The sequence below is a fragment of the Paenibacillus sp. FSL W8-1187 genome (genome assembly GCF_037965485.1).
GTDB classification, from domain to species: Bacteria; Bacillota; Bacilli; order Paenibacillales; family Paenibacillaceae; genus Paenibacillus_O; species Paenibacillus_O pasadenensis.
The window spans coordinates 3,632,637-3,648,688 of record NZ_CP150181.1 but is presented as its reverse complement, the minus strand read 5'-3'; the positions used below and the strand labels follow the sequence as shown (position 1 = coordinate 3,648,688).

Sequence of the window (16,052 nt, the reverse complement as noted above, 5' to 3'; positions counted from 1 at the left end):
ATCGGTCCGGAACAGGGGCTTTTTGCTGCTGCCAAGCGGGGCGTGCTAGCGGGCTTCGCCGCCGGCCAGCCGCTCGTGCAGCCGGTAGAGCAGCGATGCCGCCTCCGCCCGGGTCAGGCGGCCTTGCGGACGGAAGCTGCCGTCCTCATAGCCTTTCAGCAGCTGCAGCTCCGCCAGCAGGCGAACGTCCTGGCGAGCCCAGGCGGAGATCGAGCTGTCGTCGGCGAAGGCAGGCGCCGCCTGGCCCGCGGCGGCTCCGCTCCGTCCCAGCGCGGCCGCTGCGAGCTTGGCCGCCTGCTCGCGCGTCAGAGCCGCCTGGGGCTGGAACGTCCCTTTGCCGTTGCCGGCGACAAGACCGTGCTCGAATGCGGCGCCGATTTCCTCGGCATACCATTTGCCGGCATCCACATCGGCGAAGTCGTTCCGGTAGCCGTTTTGCGTCTTGTAGCCGAGCAGCCTGACGAGCAGGGCGACAAACTCGCTGCGGGCGATCGGGCGCTGCGGCTCGAAGCGGTCGGCGCCGTCGCCTCGGATGAGGCCCTTCTGCACGAGGAATTCGATCTCGCCGCGGTTCGCCAGATGGGCGGTATCCACGAAGGAAACGAGCGGCTTCGTTGCCGGAGGAGCGTCCGTCGCATCCGGCACCGCCGGAGACGGAGACGCGGGAGCAGGAGACGGCGCTGCCGTCGGACCCGGCGTCGCCGGCGCCGAAGTCGGCGCGGAGGAAGGCGTCGGTGCCAGCGTCGGCGTGACAGTAGGCGTCGGCGCGGAGGAAGGCGAAGGACCAGGCTCGTCGCCGCCTCCGCCCGCAGGAGCGGCTGGCAAGGTGCGGCCCGTCGCGGCTTTTCGCTCGCTGCGGACGCCAGCGCCGTTTTCCGTCCACAGCTCGACCTCGACGCTCGTGTCCGCCGGCAGGCCGCTCAGGCGGAACTCCCGATCCTTGCCGCGGTAAAGCTCCTTCCCGCCGGAAGCGAGCACGAACCATTCATTGGCGGAAGCGAGCGTCCAGCGGACGAGGATCTCGCTCTCGCTGGCGTGGACGGCTTCGACGGCGAAGTCCCCGCGCGGAAGCGTCTCGAACGCCGGCACGGCCGCGCGCGCGCCTTCGCCAACCTCGTTGACGGGCGCGACGGCCAGCCGGTCGTACGTCCTGGCGCTCTCGAGCCCGTCCAGCCGGACCTCGGTCCCCTCGGCGGTCAGCAGCGGCCGATCGTCCGCGTAGACGACATAGGAGATCGCATAGGGAGCGGCCTTCCAGGAGAGAAGGGCGCTGCCTGCAGCGACTTCGCCGACGGTCGGCGGCTCGGGCAGCGCGTCCGGCCGCGACGCTATCACTTCGACCGAGACGGCATCCGACTCGCTGGCCGAGTAGGCGTCATTGCCTTCATAAGAAGCGGTGAAGGTATGGAGGCCGGGCGGAAGCTCGGAGACGTCCAGCGCGGCCTGGCCCTCGGACAGCGGAATTCGCCCAAGCTCGTCCTCGCCGCTGCGGAACGCGACGAATCCGGCTGCCGTGCCGCCATCGGGACTGCCGACCTCCGCCGTCAGCTTCACGGACTCTCCGCGCAGGACGGAGCCGCTGCCGGCCGTCAGGACGGTCTCGGTTCCACGAAGCTCGACGATCTGCAGCAACGGGAACGAGGTGCTGGGCGCGTGGAGCTCGTCGCCCTTGTAGCTCGCGAGGATCGGATGCCATCCGGCGGCCAGGTCGGAGACGTCCAGCGCAGCCGCGCCGTCGACGACCGGAGCCGTGCCCAGGAGCTCGTCTCCCTTCATGAAGTCGACCTCGCCGGTCGGCGCGCTGCCGTCCGAGGCGGACACCATCGCCAGCAGCTGCGTCTCGTCTCCTTGCAGCGACGGATTGTTCGACGAAGCCGCGGCGGTGGAGGTGCGGATCTTCGCGACGGCAAAGGACAGCGGGGCGGAGCGGGTCTCTCCGTAAAGGGAGTCTCCGGAATAGACGGCGGTGATGTCATGCGTGCCGATCGCAAGCTCCGCTGTCGTCAGGCTGGCCGCAGCCGGCGGCTGCACCAGCTCGTCCCATCCCATCGTGACGGAGTAGCTGTCCTGTCCCCAGAACGTCGCCGTCCGGTTCTCCTTGTCGATGGTGATCTGCCACAGATAGCGCGCGCCCGGCTTGTTCCACGTCCGCAGCAGGTTGCCGGAAGCGTCGTAGGCGGCGATGGCGAACGCGTTGCTGTTGTCGAAATAGCTGAACGCCCAATACGTGTATCCGCCCCATTGCAGCACCGGGCATGTCGCGAACGAATGGCTGTTCGGCCCGGCGACGCAGTTGCGGCCGGAGCCTTCCGGCGGCCGGACGCTGCCGCTGGCCGTCGCGACGGCGGGCTCGGGCTTGGACAGCGGCACGGTGCCGAGAGGCGAGTCGCCGTCCAGGAAGGTGATGGAGCCGGTCGGCTGCGCTTCTTCGGCGCCTGCGCCGGACGCCGTGGCCGTGAATGTGACCGTCTCGCCGAAGGAAGAGGAGGCGACGCTCGCCGAGAGCGCGACGGCCGGCGCTCCTTCGGCGCGGCTGACGCCGATGTCTTGCAGTAGAGTGAATGCGGCCAACGCCGCCGCCACGACCGCTCGCAGCCGAGCCGATCGTGCGGGATGATTCCACTTGAACAACAGGATGTCCCCTTTATCGTGAATTTGCCTTGCCGCTTGCTGCGCGGATGCGTCGGGGCGATGCCGCCTTTCGTCCGCGCTTTTCATGCTATCGCAGCTGGCTCTGCAGCAAACTGAAAAGAAAGCGCTTCATGTCAGGTTCGGCGCTGAAAAAGCGGTGTCAGAGTTGACTTATATACCCCCAGGGGGTATATTGAAGAGGAAGAAGGCAACCCTATTACCTGCTCGGATCCGAGCCGAAGGAGAAGTTGAGATGAAAACCGAAACGCTGCAAGTGAAGGGCATGTCCTGCGGCCACTGCGTGAGCTCGGTCGAGTCCGCCGTCAAGGAAGCCGGAGGAGCGGCCAAGGTCGATCTGTCCGCAGGCAAGGTGACGGTCGAGTTCGACGAGGCGAAGCTCTCGCTGCAATCCATCAAGGAAGCGATCGAGGAGCAGGGCTACGACGTCGTCTGATGGCGTCGGTGCTGATCGTCGACGATGAGCCGCTGATCCGGGAGTCGCTCGCCTCCTATTTGCAGCGGGAAGGATATGAGACCTCCGAGGCCGCGAGCGGCGCGGAGGCTCTTCGTCATGTCCGCGAGGGCCGGTTCGATCTCGTCGTGCTCGATCTGATGCTGCCGGACGGCAGCGGCGAGGAGGCGTGCCGGGACATCCGCCGCTTCAGCCCGGTGCCGGTGCTGATGTTGACGGCCAAGTCCTCGGCCGAAAGCCGACTGCGCGGACTGGCGCTAGGCGCGGACGATTATGTCGCCAAGCCGTTCGATCCGCGCGAGATCGTCGCCCGCATCCGCGCGATTCTGAGGCGGGCCGATCCCGGCTCGCTGCTGGCGGAGCGGCTGAGCTTCCGCGGCGGACTGCTGGAGCTGGACGCGCTGTCCGGCGAGGCGCGCTGCGCCGGACGGACGGTCATGCTTACGCCAGCGGAGCAGCGGCTGCTGCAGGCGCTCGCCCGGCGGCCGCGCCGCGTGTTCGCCCGCGACGAGCTGGCGGAGCTTGCGCTCGGACCGGATTACGAGGGCGACGTCCGCACGATCGACCAGCATGTCAAGAACATCCGGCAGAAGCTGGAGCCGCCTGCCGGAGAGCCGCCGTTCATCGAGACGGTGTACGGGCGGGGCTATCGCTTCGGGGGCGAGCCGTGAGCGGCCGCCGAAGCGACGGCGGCCGGCCGGCGCGCTGGAGCGGATGGCGGGCGCTGCGCCGAGGGGCGGCCGCCCGCGCGCTCGGCAGCGGGAGCCTGCGCGGCCGGCTGACGCTGCTGCTGCTCGGCTTCGCGGCGCTCGTGCTGCTGCTGTTCGCCGGAACGGTGCTGGCCGGGCTGCATCTGCATGTCGCCATGTACGAGCGGGAGCTGCGGCTGGCGCGCCATGCGGCGGAGGCGTCGCTGAGCGGCCATCTGGAGCGGGCGATCGCCGAGTCGGTGCTCTGGACGCTGCTCGGCTCGGTGCTGATCGCCGCCGCGATCGCTTATGCCGCCGCCGGCCGGCTGGCGCTGCCGCTCGTACGGATGAAGGAGGCCGCCGCCGACATGGAGCGAGGCGCGTATTCCGCCCGCGTGCAGGCGGCCGGGCCGGCCGAGCTGGCGGAGCTCGCCGCCTCGATGAACGGGCTGGCCGCCCGGCTGCAGGAGCAGGAGCGGCTGCGGCGCAGCATGAGCGAGAACATCGCGCATGAGCTGCGCACGCCGCTTGCCGCTCTCGGCGCCTCCCTGCGCGCGATGGAGGACGGGGTGTGGGAGGCGACGCCGGAGCGGCTGGCCGCCAGCTATGGGGAGGTCAGGCGGCTGGGCCGTCTGGTCGAGGAGCTGGAGGAGCTCGGCGGCTACGGGCGGCCGGAGTTCCGGCTGGAGCCGTCGCTCCAGTCCGCGGGCCGGCTGCTCGCGGAAGCGGCGGCGAGCTTCGAGGCGCGCTGCGGCGCGGCGGGGATCGAGCTGCGGCTGGAGCCGGTCCCTCAGGCCTGGTCGGTCGTCGCCGATGCGGGCCGGATCGGGCAGATCCTGCACAACCTGCTCGACAACGCGGTCAAGCACACGCCTCCGGGCGGGGCCATCGCGCTGCGGGCCGAAAAGAGCAAGCGTTTGCTGGCGCTCATCGTCGAGGATGACGGCTGCGGCATCCCTGAGGAGGAGCTGCCGTTCGTGTTCGAGCGCTTTTACCGCGCGGATCGCTCTCGCCGGCGCTCGCCGCAGGCGCCGGACGGCGCCTCGGGCCTTGGCCTCGCGATCGCGCGCCAGTTCGCTGAGGCGCATGGCGGCTCGCTGCGCGCGGAGCGCTCCGCAGCCGGCGGCGCCCGGCTGAAGCTGGAGCTGCCGCTGCCGGAGCGCTCCGGCGCCGGGCGTACGGCTGATTTCTGGCCGCCTGGTTCGCGCGGGGATTTCCAGCCATAAGGTCAGTCGAGATAAAAAAGCCAGCCTCATGGGCTGGCTTTTTGTTGCGATTTCAGCTCTGCGGACAAGTCCGCTGCGGCTTAGGACGATTCCTCTTGCGTGGCAATCCACCACGTGTTTCCGGCAGGATCCTTCACTCCTGCACGTCGATCGGGATCTCCTTCTTTGCGGGTCGGCTCCATGATTGATTTACCGCCGGCATGAACGGCACGCTGATAAGCGCTTTTGACATCCTCTACATAAAGATGCAATTGAGCGACCGTTGCACTCCAAGCAGGGGTGGCTTCTCCAAGCATAACAACCGTATCTTCGATCTGCAGTTCGACATGCATGATCGAACCATCCGGCCTATAAAAACGTCTTAGCTCGTTTGCGTCGAACGCTTCCTGCAAAAAATGGATTGCACGCTCTGCGCTGGGCACTACCAAATAGGGGGAAACGCTCGAATATCCTTTCGGCTTCCATGCGTTAGACATGTTCGTGCCTCCTGTTTAAACAAATGACGTTCAAGGGCAAGAAATCCAACCGCTCAGGCTGTCGAAATACTGGCAAGGCTGGGTTGAAGAGATGGAGCCAGCCGTTTTTTTCAGCGTACTCCATCACGGCGGGATTGGCAATGCGGCAGTCGAAGGAGCCGCTGGCGATTTCTACCCGGCTTTGTCGAAAATGCCGAAGGCCGAAGAAGAGGCGTTTTCTTCGTCCAGAGAAATTCGCTCGCGCCGCGAGAGCGAGCTCGTGCCGTTGCATGTTGTCGCGATTTCGCACCCTCGATGTCCGATTCCGATAGTCCCCGCGCTTGTTGTGCTGTGCTACAGTAGAGGCATGGACGCGAAGTCCGAGATTATCGAACCGGGAGGAACTCTGACATGACCCAAACGCTCCGAGTCGGCATCATCGGCTGTGGCGGCATCGCAAACGGCAAGCACTTGCCCGCGCTCAGCCAGAACAAGCACGTCGTGCTCGCCGCTTTCTGCGATATCGAGGTGGACAAAGCCCGCGACGCCGCGGAGAAGTACGGCATCGAGGGAGCCGGCGTCTACGCCGACTACCGCGAGCTGCTCAAGGACGGAAGCCTCGACGTCATCCACGTCTGCACGCCGAACGACTCTCATGCGCCGATCTCGATCGCCTCGCTCGAGGCGGGCAAGCATGTCATGTGCGAGAAGCCGATGGCCAAGACGGCGGCGGAAGCCCGCGCGATGCTGGACGCCGCGAAGCGTACCGGCAAAAAGCTGACGATCGGCTACAACAACCGCTTCCGTAGCGACAGCCAGCATCTCAAAAAGGTGTGCGAGGCAGGGGAGCTGGGCGACATCTACTATGCCCGCGCCCATGCGATCCGCCGCCGCGCGGTGCCGACCTGGGGCGTCTTCCTCGACGAGGAGAAGCAGGGCGGAGGTCCGCTCATCGACATCGGCACGCATGCGCTCGACCTGACGCTGTGGATGATGGACAACTACAAGCCGGTGTCCGTGACGGGCTCGGTGTACCACAAGCTCGGCTCCAAGGAGAACGCGGCCAACGCTTGGGGACCATGGGACCCGGCCAAGTTCACGGTCGAGGACTCCGCGATGGGCTTCATCAAGATGGAGAACGGCGCGACGATCACGCTCGAGGCGAGCTGGGCGCTCAACACGCTGGACATCGACGAGGCCAAATGCTCGCTCAGCGGCACGGAGGGCGGCGCGGACATGAAGGGCGGCCTGCGCATCAACGGCGAGGAGAACAGCCGCCTGTTCGTCAAGGAAATCGACCTGAACGCCGGCGGCGTCGCGTTCTACAGCGGCAGCAGCGCGCGCGACATCGACGTCGAGTGCGCGGCCTGGATCGACGCGATCCTGCAGGACAAAGACCCTGTCGTGCTGCCGGAGCAGGCGCTCGTCGTGACCGAGATCCTCGAGGCAATCTACGAGTCGGCCCGTACGGGCAAGACGGTGTATCTGAATCAGGATCAGCCCGCTGCGGTCTGATCGGAGAATAAAAAAAGGACCATTCCCGTCAAGCTATGACGGGGATGGTCCTTTTTACATGCTAAATCCATGCAAATTGACGATGCTGATTAGCGTCAGCGTTTTTCCATTTTGATATTCCTATCAAGAAGCTGACTAAACAGCAGTTGTAACTTTTTGAGTCTAACATCTATAAAGATGAGTAATCCGTTGCTATGGGGTTCCGCAACTGCCACGACAAACGGCAGCTATTTTCTTGTAGCGGATATTCACTGTAGCAGATGAACAAAAGCGGTAATTTCCTAATCACAATCATTAACTCACAAACTCCAAACACAACAGTGAATCACATCACTTCCTTATCTATACAAATGATTCCCAAAAAGTATAATGAGCTTATTACTTGTCCGGGGGTGTTCAAATCAATGAAGGCTTCTTCCGAGTTTATAAAGCAGTTGGAGATAATGTTCGAGCAATATGAGAAAGAGGTTTTGGAAAAGCAATGTGAAGGTATTCTTGAGGAAAAGACAGTTAAAACGTACCTTCTCCACTCTAACAACTTTGTCAGATGGTGTCGAAATGATTTCGTGCCTGGGGTAAGGAAAGCCAAGGTGAAATGATGAAGTTTGAACTAAGGAAAGAAATACTGATGCTAATCGACTCAAAGCGTGAAGACGATTATTGGGACTTCAAAGTGAAGTATCATAGTAATTCGGCTAATCTGTTACACGATATTATTTGCATGGCGAATAATCGTGTAGACAGAGATGCCTACATTATATTTGGAGTAGTTGACGGGACATACGAGGTCGTTGGGGTTAAGGACGATGAAAATCGAAGGACTCAGCAACATATGATTGATTTTTTAAAGGATAAGAAGTTCGTTTCAGGTATTCGACCTAGAGTTGAAGTACGTAACTTCATTATCTCTGGTTTGGAAGTTGATGTGTTGGTCATAAAGAATAGTACTGACACTCCGTATTATCTAACCGAAGATTATAAGGATCAAGGAAGAATAGTTCGTGCTAATCACATCTACACAAGGGTGGGCGACACTAATACCGATATTAATCGTAGCGCGGATATTAATAATGTCGAGTATTTATGGAAGAAACGATTCCTATTGACCAGATCTCCATTGGAACAAGTCCTTAAGCGACTTGAAAATAAGAGCGAATGGAAAAATGGTGAAGGCGGCTATTACAACTGCATTAAACCTGAATTCACAATCACTATTAATAATGAAGATGACGAATATGACAGGCGCATACCTGAGTTCTACTCATATGCATTGATAAATTCATCTACAATGTATCGAGAACTCAGAATCAAATACTTTAACACGCAGCTATTCAATGACTTAATTGTCATACTTGATGGTGGCAGGTACAGCACACCTGCTCCAAAGTGGGCGTTCCTCAATTTTGGAGAACACAAGGTGCATGCAGATTATCCATTTAAATATTTCACGATGGATAGCGCGTCGTATAAACTGAACGAGTTTCTTTACAATGAAGAAGATCAGGAAGAGGCCCACGTTCGAAGAAGATTTTTTGAGGTTGTTCTGTTGTTTAATGATGAACTTGAGAAGGAAACTTTCTTAGAATATGTCCACCATTACGAGGATGACTTTATCAATAAACTAAATACTTGTGATGATTATTTCTCGGTTGATGTAGATACAGATCATCATCGGGATCATATTGTAGAGCGTTTGAAAACGGGTAAAGTGTTGAATCAGATGCTTTTGGATTTTCGATTTAGATGGGGGTATTTATGAGCGATCCTTATCATCGCGAGTCCGAACTTAAGGAGCGCTTCAACCGATTTGTCACGGACAAAATAACCGGCAATTCCGAAGATTACTATTCAAAATTGTCGATTGAAGACTTTGAAGATATTAAGACTACACTCAGAGACATTCATAATATTATTACTTACAGAACCACAGTCCGCTTCATTGAATGGTTAGTGAACGCTTCCCTTACGTCAGGGAAAATTATCAAGTTTATTTGGATCAAGTATTAAACATCAAGCCAAGCGACAATGGTTATGACCTTGTAGTCACAGGGGATATTAATGTTTTAGCTGAGATAAAATGTAATAAGCCGATTAATAATGGATTTAAGTTTGGTGCTCAACAGAAAACGGGTCTTATTAAGGATATCACTGGGTTGCTTGAAGGTAAGTCCAAAGTGAAGTCGGTCAATCCGGCTGAGGCGCTCAAGTTTTTGGTGATCTATGATTTCGGTGACCATACATTACTCGCCGTGCAGCACCTGATCAAGAACCTTCCGGCTTACCTGAAGGGTAAAGTTTTTCTTTATAAAGAAGAAATAGCATTGGACAAAGACAAGGTATATATCGTGTTTATTAAGTGACACAAATTGGAGAGTTCATAATGACAAAAATTGAGTTGTAGTTGTTTCTATGGACTATTTTAAGCAGTAAAGTCAGGAAGAGCACATTTTTAACTGAATTCCGGCGATGGGATTCATCCCGAGAGCTGGCATCAAGTTTCACATAATTTCGACGCGGCAAGGCTTGACTTGGAGAGGACTCCAGGAGGTAGACTTTCCATAGGCTGGCCACTATGAATCCGAAGGAGCGCTGCAACGAATGGACTACGTGAAGCTGGGAAAGACCGGATTGGACGTCTCGCGGATCTGCTTGGGCTGCATGGGCTTCGGCGACGCGACGCGCTGGACGCATCCGTGGGTGCTGGACGAGGAGCGGAGCCGGGAAGTGATCCGGCAGGCGCTGGAGCTCGGCATCAACTTCTTCGACACGGCGAATGTCTACTCGGCCGGCACGAGCGAGGAATATCTCGGACGCGCGCTGCGGGATTACGCGAACCGGGATGAGGTCGTGATCGCGACGAAGGTGCATTTCCGCATGCACGACGGTCCGAACGGGGCCGGGCTGTCCCGCAAGGCGATCCTGAGCGAGATCGACAAGAGCCTGAGCCGGCTGGGCACGGACTATGTGGACTTGTACCAGATCCACCGCTGGGACTACGACACGCCGATCGAGGAGACGATGGAGGCTCTGCATGACGTCGTCAAGGCAGGCAAGGCGCGCTACATCGGCGCTTCCGCGATGTTCGCCTGGCAGTTCCAGAAGGCGCTGCATGTGGCCGAGAAACGGGGATGGACGAAGTTCGTCTCCATGCAGAACCATTACAACCTCATCTATCGCGAGGAGGAGCGAGAGATGCTGCCGCTATGCCGGGAGGAGGGCATCGGCGTCATTCCTTACAGCCCGCTCGCGGGCGGACGGCTGACGCGCGGCCGGGAGGAGTCGACGCTCCGCTCGGAGACGGATCAGGTGCAGAAGTCGAAATACGACCGCATGGCCGAAGCCGATCAGGCGATCGTCGATCGCCTCGCCGCCATCGCCGAGCAGCGGGAAGCTCCTCGCGCTCAGGTCGCGCTCGCTTGGCTGCTGCAGCAGTCGCCGGTATCCGCTCCGATCGTCGGCGCGACGAAGGCCGCCCATCTCGAAACGGCCGTGGCCGCGCTGTCGGTCCAGCTGACGCCGGAGGAAGCCGCTGCGCTCGAGGCGCCTTATGTGCCGCATCCGGTCGTCGGCCCGCAGTGATGCCGATGACCATATCGGAAGTGAGCGAGCGGTTCGGGCTGTCGCAGGATACGCTCCGCTATTACGAGCGCATCGGCTTGATTCCGCCGGTGCGCCGAAGCGCCAGCGGGATTCGGGACTATGGGGAAGAAGACTTGAAATGGATCGACTTCGTCAAGTGCATGCGGCAGAAAGCCGGCCTGCCGGTCGAGATGCTGATCGAATACCTGGCGCTGTTCCAGCAGGGAGACGGCACGCTGGATGCGCGCAAGACGCTGCTCGTCGAGCAGCGCGGCCGGCTGGCGGAGAAGATCGACGACATGACGAGCACGCTCCGGCGGCTCGACGACAAGATCGCCCGCTACGAGCAGACGATCGGCGGCAAGGAGCAGGCGCTGCGCGCGCCGTAATCCGGCACGCCGCCGATCGTTCCGTCCGCTTGGACGAGCGCTTGGAGAGAGGCAGGGACGAAAAAGGGACGAAACGGCGCAGGCGCCGTTTCGTCCCTTTCTATTGCGATCATTGCGGAACCCGATTCCTCCCTACAGCGAGGACATTCCGAGCAGGGCGCCGCCGACCAGGAAGATGATGCCGGGCAGCTTGTAGTAGCCCAACTCGCCGGACTCCGGATCGGGGTCTTCCCGGCGCAGCCAGTCGAGGGAGAGCCAGTAGAACGTACTCCACACCCGCTCGAAGCGCAGCATGCCCCAGCCGAGAACGAACAGCAGCACGGCGAGGCCAAACGGGATCGGCTGGCCGCGGCTTTCCTGAAAGTCCGGGTAGGCTGCCGTCAAGACGGCAGCAGGATGGAACCGCTCCGGAACGGTGCCGCCGCCGACGGGAGCTCCGTTCGCATAGGCAGCTGCGCCGGCATAGAACTCTCCTTTGGCGTCATAGGCCAGCAAAAGACCTTGCGCCAGCTCGACCCGGTAAGCCTCGCCCCCGGGATAGGCGATGCGGAACACCGCGTCGGCCATGGCAGGCGGCTTGCCCGCCTCGGCTACGAGCTCCTCGATGCGGAACTGGTAGCCGCCGGCCGTGACGACCCTCTCCGTGTCCGAGCCGGCTGCGACGACCGCTCCGGCCGCGCTGCCCGTCACCGGCGCGTACCGCCTCGTCTCTCCGGCAGCCGACTCCAGCTTGTAGAGGGTGCCGTCCAGCTCGAAGACGCGCGCGGAGAAATGCTTCGTCGCCAGGACGCATACGGCCAGCAGCAGCAGCCCCAGCACGGCGTCGCGAATCCATCTCTTCCGCCGGCTCGCGCGGACATCCTCCGGATGCTCCGGCTCGTACTCGTCCCGCCATTTCAGCGTCAACGGTCAGGCTCCTTTCTTGCCCTTCTAGCTCTTGAGCGGAGGCATCGGCTGGAACACCATCGTGATCGGCAGGTTGCTGCCGGAGGCGATCATGTACTTGAGCTCGACCGTCTCCGGGCTGTCGCCGGAGCGGTGCAGCACGGCCGCCTCGCTGGAGTTCTTGAGCTGCTCGTTGTTCGTCACCGGCACGATCTGGCCGTTGACGATGAACGCTCCCGCATATAGGCCGCCGCGCGGATTGAGGTAGATGACCGTGCGCGGGGCGAGCGTGACCGTCATTTTGTACAGCACGCCGAAGTTGCCCCGGTTGAGCTGCAGCGAGCCGTCGGAGTTGTCGTAGCCGTCGAGGTACGGATCGAGCTTGTTGTCGCCGAGCACGACGCGCTCCGCCTTGCCGCCTTCGCCGAGCATGCCGTCGATGTGGATGTCGCGCGTCGTGTTGTTGAACGAGCCGCGCGTGTGGGTGCCGTCCGCCGGCAGCAGCGAGAGCTGGTCGAGCGCGGCGATCGGCTCGCGGCCGTCCCGCACGACGACGACGCGGAAGCGCAGCGTGCGGTCGGCGGTGACGTCCGCGTAGGCGGAGTACACCATGCCCGGCTTGATCGCATTTTGCGAGATTTCGTTCAGCACGAGCTTCGTCTCGCCCGCCTTGATGTCCGTGTACGTCTGCGGTCCATTGGCGTTGACGGCGGTCAGATAGCGGATCGTCGACAGCTTGCCGGTGCGGATCTCGGACGGGTCGGGGCCGCCGGTGCCGGTCGCGCCGACGCCGAAGCGCGCCGTCTGGTAGCCCTCGTTGGTGACGGCCAGATACATGCGCACGTTGCCGGACATGTTGTTCTTGTTGTGGAACAGCAGCCGCACCTTGCCGTCGAACTGGTCGTCGAAGACGATGCCTTCCTCGTTCCAGATCTCCGGGCTGTTGCTGCGGATCATCTTGGACGGCTCGGAGTCGAAGTCGTAGCTGCGCGTCGGGATGCTGTACACCTGATCGCCGTCTACGCGGATCTTCTCGCCCGGCTGAGCGAACAGCAGGCCGAATTCATTCTCCGTGTAGAGGATCTCGTCGGTGACGGAGATCGTCTTGCTGACGGTCGACGTCAGTCCCTGCGCATCGGTGACGGAGAGCGTGACCGTATGGTCTCCGGGCGAGAAGAAGGCGTCCTGCTTGCCCGTCCACTTCGTCTTGGCGGGATCGATCGCGTTGTTGTCGTCGCTGCTCAGATCCGTGTAGGCGATCTTCTCGCCTTGGCGGTAGACCGGCTTGTCGGTCGTGAAGTCGGCGACCGGCGGCTGGTTGACCGCGAGCACCTGCACCGTGACGGTGAACGGCTCGCTCCAGTTGCCGTCCGCATCCTGCGCGCGCCGAGTCACCGTATACGTGCCCGGCTCGACGAAGACGTCCTGGCGTCCCGTCCATTCTTCATTCAGCAGCGGCGCTCCGGACGGCGAGGCGTACTGGTCGACGTAGGTCACCGGATCGCCGGCATAGATGACGGCAGGCTGCACCTGGAAGCCTGCGGTCGGCGCCTGCTGCTCCGTCCAGCGGAGCAGGATCTGCTTGCCGCTGAAGCTGATGCTGCTGCCGCTGATCTTGGCCCAGGTGCGGATCGGAATCATGAGCGAGCCTTTTTCGGAGTAGCTCGCCGCCTCGCCGGTCCATTTGGTCCCGTCGACCCAGATGTCCTTCGTATTCATCCGGAAGCGGATCTCGCCGCTCGGCGTCTTGGCGATCGATTCCTTGGCCTTGGCGTCGTAGGACGTCTTGTAGCCGTACAACTGGGCGAGCGTGCTGAACGCCGCGTAGCTGACGTCGTTCTTGATCGTCAGCGGCTGCACCGCCGTAATCGCCGCGCCGTCCTTGTCCATCTGCTTGCTTCCTTTGGTCAGCGTGATCGTGTTGACTCCCGGCTCGGCGCTCGCTTCGCCGGCGGCTCCGTAGAGCGGCGCGGCGGCAAGGCTGAGCAGGGCCAGGCTTTTCCACCATTTCATGAACGTGAACGACTCCTTTTCGCTTCCTGCATGCAGGGTGATTCCCCGTGAAACTCCCGTAACTAAGAACGCGCCCGGACTGGAAAAGTTGCGCCGAAGGAGGGAAATGTTCCCGGATGCGGGAGGCGTCACAGGCCGAGCTTCAGCGCGGCCAAGCCGAGATGCTCCTTGAGCGCCGCCTGGCTGAGCGCGAGCGCGGCGCCGGAGGGCAGCAGCTTGCTCCAGTACCAGCGAGGCTGGACCGGAGCCGCATAATCGACCGGATAGGGAAGAGGCTCGAGGCCGGCCTTGCGGAACTGCTCCAGGGCGCGGGGCAGATGGAGCGCGCTCGTCAGCAGCACCGGCCGGCTCAGGCCGCGCTCGTCCAGGAGGCGGCGCGTCAGCCGCGCATTCTGCTCCGTATTGAGCGAGCGGTTCTCCAGCAGGATGCGGTCCGGGGGCAAGCCGAGCTCCCGCAGCTGGCGGCCGGCGATGTCGGCCTCGTTGCCGCTGTCCGGGTACACCTGGCCGCCGCTGAACAGCACCGGCAGCCCGGTCGAGCGCGACAGCCGGACCGCGGCGAGCAGCCGCGCCTCGGCGGTGGCGGACATGTTGCCGAGGCCGCCGACATCCGGCGTATCCGGCACCGCGCCCGCCCCGAGCACGACGATGACGTCGCCCGCCGTCTCGTTCAGGGCGGGCTGCGGATAGCGCTGCTCGAGGCTGCGCGCCAGTCCGTCGGCGACCCAGGGGGAGGAGAGCGCATAGAGCAGCAGCAGCGCCGCGAGCGGAAGCGCCGCCCAGCGGCGGTCTCGCCGCAGCATGCGCCACGAGGCGGCGCCGAGCAGCAGCAGGAACAGGCCGGGCGGCAGCAGGAAGCTATAGATGGCTTTAATGAAGTAGATCAACCAGGCACCTCCAGCTGTAGCGATCGGTTCGTTTCTTTTATCATCGAGGAGCGGGCGCTCGGGCGCAAGCCCTTCGTTTCTTGCAGTCTCGCGGTGATGAGGTGCATTGACACCATTTTCGGGTACCTTTAAAATAAGTTGTTTGGTAACCGGGGTATGCTTTTTCGGTTCCTTTCGCAATCTAAAATTCATGCAAGCCGCTATAGACAAATGATAGGTCAGACTCTATAATACCACTTAAATCACTTGGTTTTGTAGGAATATTGACGGGCGGTGTTGTGCAGGAGGGATTAACCTGATCGAGTTGCAGCATGTCACCAAGATCTACAAGGGACGCGGAGGCACGGTCGACGCTGTCAAGGACGTCTCGCTCAAGGTGGAGCCGGGAGAAATCTACGGCATCATCGGCCATTCCGGCGCGGGCAAGAGCTCGCTGATCCGCTGCATGAACCTGCTGGAGCGTCCGAGCTCCGGCAAGGTGCTGTTCGGCGGCCGGGAGCTGACGTCGCTCAAGGAGCGCGAGCTGCAGGCGGAGCGCCGGCGGATCGGCATGATCTTCCAGCATTTCAACCTGCTGACGAGCGCCACGGTGCGCGAGAACATCGCGTTCCCGCTCGTGCTGGCGGGCCAAAGCAAGCGCAGGCAGGCGGCGCGCGTGGACGAGCTGCTGGAGCTCGTCGGGCTGCAGGCGCACGGAGACAAATATCCGGCGCAGCTGTCCGGCGGGCAGAAGCAGCGCGTCGGCATCGCGCGGGCGCTGGCGGCCGAGCCGGCCGTGCTGCTGTGCGACGAGGCGACCTCGGCGCTCGACCCGCAGACGACGAGCTCGATCCTCTCGCTGCTGCTGAGCATCAACGAGAAGCTGGGGCTGACGATTATACTCATCACTCATGAGATGCAGGTCATCCGCTCGATCTGCGACCGCGTCGCCGTCATGGACGCCGGACGCGTCGTCGAGGAAGGGCCGGTGCTGGACGTGTTCCTGCGTCCTGCGCATGGCGTGACCAAGCAGTTCGCGGACGAGCTGTCCGAGCTCGAGGGCGGCGCTCCGCTGCCGCGGCGGGCCGGATCGAAGCTGGTGCGGCTGCACTTCGTCGGCGAGGAGACGTATGAGCCGGTGCTGTTCGAGGCGGTCAAAGGCAGCGCGGTCCAATGCGCCATCCTGCAAGGAACGGTGTCGCGGATGAAGCATACGCCGTACGGCCAGCTGCTCGTCGAGCTGAGCGGCAGCCCGTCCGACATCGACGGGGCGATCGCCTCCCTGCGGAGCAGCGGCATCGACGCGGAGGTGCTGCCATGAGCGGGAACCTC

Annotated in this window: 14 protein-coding genes; 9 read left to right on the top strand and 5 right to left on the bottom strand. The window is 61.8% G+C overall.

Going from position 1 to position 16,052, the window contains the following annotated elements:
- Window positions 1-45 precede the first annotated feature (45 nt).
- The gene (locus NYE40_RS15850) at window positions 46-2,631 is read right to left on the bottom strand and encodes an Ig-like domain repeat protein (protein ID WP_339278652.1); all 2,586 of its coding nucleotides are present in this window, start codon (window positions 2,629-2,631) and stop codon (window positions 46-48) included.
- 253 nt (window positions 2,632-2,884) lie between these two features.
- Here NYE40_RS15850 and copZ point away from each other — a divergent pair, with 253 nt between their 5' ends.
- Genes copZ through NYE40_RS15835 form a run of 3 tightly spaced genes read left to right on the top strand, consistent with a single transcriptional unit; the run spans window position 2,885 to window position 5,018 of the window.
- Entirely contained in the window at window positions 2,885-3,085 is a 201-nt protein-coding gene (copZ, locus tag NYE40_RS15845) for a copper chaperone CopZ (RefSeq protein WP_101807841.1), read from the top strand.
- Window positions 3,085-3,774 (top strand): response regulator transcription factor, encoded by a 690-nt coding sequence (locus NYE40_RS15840; protein ID WP_339278651.1) that lies wholly within the window; start codon window positions 3,085-3,087, stop codon window positions 3,772-3,774. The genes copZ and NYE40_RS15840 overlap by 1 nt, the downstream gene beginning before the upstream one ends.
- Entirely contained in the window at window positions 3,771-5,018 is a 1,248-nt protein-coding gene (locus NYE40_RS15835) for an ATP-binding protein (protein WP_339278650.1), read from the top strand. The genes NYE40_RS15840 and NYE40_RS15835 overlap by 4 nt, the downstream gene beginning before the upstream one ends.
- An 80-nt stretch (window positions 5,019-5,098) precedes the next feature.
- Here the strand turns inward: NYE40_RS15835 and NYE40_RS15830 are convergent, their stop codons facing one another.
- Complete coding sequence (locus NYE40_RS15830) at window positions 5,099-5,494, bottom strand: VOC family protein (protein ID WP_101807838.1); 396 nt, start codon at window positions 5,492-5,494, stop codon at window positions 5,099-5,101.
- Window positions 5,495-5,884: 390 nt separating this feature from the next.
- Here NYE40_RS15830 and NYE40_RS15825 point away from each other — a divergent pair, with 390 nt between their 5' ends.
- From NYE40_RS15825 to NYE40_RS15805, 5 genes are all read left to right on the top strand, one after another.
- The gene (locus NYE40_RS15825; protein ID WP_028597175.1) at window positions 5,885-6,988 is read left to right on the top strand and encodes a Gfo/Idh/MocA family oxidoreductase; all 1,104 of its coding nucleotides are present in this window, start codon (window positions 5,885-5,887) and stop codon (window positions 6,986-6,988) included.
- Window positions 6,989-7,583: 595 nt separating this feature from the next.
- Window positions 7,584-8,747, top strand: coding sequence for an ATP-binding protein (locus tag NYE40_RS15820; protein WP_339278649.1), 1,164 nt, complete (start codon window positions 7,584-7,586; stop codon window positions 8,745-8,747).
- 232 nt (window positions 8,748-8,979) lie between these two features.
- Window positions 8,980-9,348 carry a hypothetical protein gene (locus NYE40_RS15815; protein WP_339278648.1) on the top strand — a complete coding sequence of 123 codons (369 nt, stop codon included), beginning with the start codon at window positions 8,980-8,982 and terminating at the stop codon, window positions 9,346-9,348.
- 238 nt (window positions 9,349-9,586) lie between these two features.
- The gene (locus tag NYE40_RS15810) at window positions 9,587-10,567 is read left to right on the top strand and encodes an aldo/keto reductase (protein WP_028597172.1); all 981 of its coding nucleotides are present in this window, start codon (window positions 9,587-9,589) and stop codon (window positions 10,565-10,567) included.
- Window positions 10,567-10,956, top strand: a complete 390-nt coding sequence (locus NYE40_RS15805) for a MerR family transcriptional regulator (protein WP_205621410.1) — start codon at window positions 10,567-10,569, stop codon at window positions 10,954-10,956. Before NYE40_RS15810 ends, NYE40_RS15805 begins: the two co-directional genes overlap by 1 nt.
- A 132-nt stretch (window positions 10,957-11,088) precedes the next feature.
- On the opposite strand, the gene NYE40_RS15800 is transcribed toward NYE40_RS15805, so the two are convergent.
- The 3 genes from NYE40_RS15800 to NYE40_RS15790 all read right to left on the bottom strand — a co-directional run bounded on the left by NYE40_RS15800 (window position 11,089) and on the right by NYE40_RS15790 (window position 14,741).
- Window positions 11,089-11,862 (bottom strand): hypothetical protein, encoded by a 774-nt coding sequence (locus NYE40_RS15800; protein WP_339278647.1) that lies wholly within the window; start codon window positions 11,860-11,862, stop codon window positions 11,089-11,091.
- Between the two features lie 24 nt (window positions 11,863-11,886).
- Window positions 11,887-13,854, bottom strand: coding sequence for a stalk domain-containing protein (locus tag NYE40_RS15795; RefSeq protein WP_339278646.1), 1,968 nt, complete (start codon window positions 13,852-13,854; stop codon window positions 11,887-11,889).
- A gap of 128 nt (window positions 13,855-13,982) precedes the next feature.
- Window positions 13,983-14,741: a YdcF family protein gene (locus NYE40_RS15790; protein WP_339278645.1), complete on the bottom strand. Its 759-nt coding sequence runs from the start codon at window positions 14,739-14,741 to the stop codon at window positions 13,983-13,985.
- 295 nt (window positions 14,742-15,036) lie between these two features.
- On the opposite strand from NYE40_RS15790, the gene NYE40_RS15785 reads away from it, so the two are divergent.
- On the top strand, window positions 15,037-16,041 hold the full coding sequence (locus NYE40_RS15785) for an ATP-binding cassette domain-containing protein (RefSeq protein ID WP_028597168.1): 1,005 nt from the start codon (window positions 15,037-15,039) through the stop codon (window positions 16,039-16,041).
- Window positions 16,042-16,052 lie beyond the last annotated feature (11 nt).

Bases quoted from the DNA above. Each gene is read 5' to 3' on its own strand.
- NYE40_RS15825 (WP_028597175.1), top strand. From the start codon at position 5,885: ATGACCCAAACGCTCCGAGTCGGCATCATCGGCTGTGGCGGCATCGCA.
- NYE40_RS15795 (WP_339278646.1), bottom strand. From the start codon at position 13,854: ATGAAATGGTGGAAAAGCCTGGCCCTGCTCAGCCTTGCCGCCGCGCCG.
- NYE40_RS15810 (WP_028597172.1), top strand. From the start codon at position 9,587: ATGGACTACGTGAAGCTGGGAAAGACCGGATTGGACGTCTCGCGGATC.
- NYE40_RS15805 (WP_205621410.1), top strand. From the start codon at position 10,567: ATGCCGATGACCATATCGGAAGTGAGCGAGCGGTTCGGGCTGTCGCAG.
- NYE40_RS15830 (WP_101807838.1), bottom strand. From the start codon at position 5,494: ATGTCTAACGCATGGAAGCCGAAAGGATATTCGAGCGTTTCCCCCTAT.
- copZ (WP_101807841.1), top strand. From the start codon at position 2,885: ATGAAAACCGAAACGCTGCAAGTGAAGGGCATGTCCTGCGGCCACTGC.
- NYE40_RS15820 (WP_339278649.1), top strand. From the start codon at position 7,584: ATGATGAAGTTTGAACTAAGGAAAGAAATACTGATGCTAATCGACTCA.
- NYE40_RS15840 (WP_339278651.1), top strand. From the start codon at position 3,085: ATGGCGTCGGTGCTGATCGTCGACGATGAGCCGCTGATCCGGGAGTCG.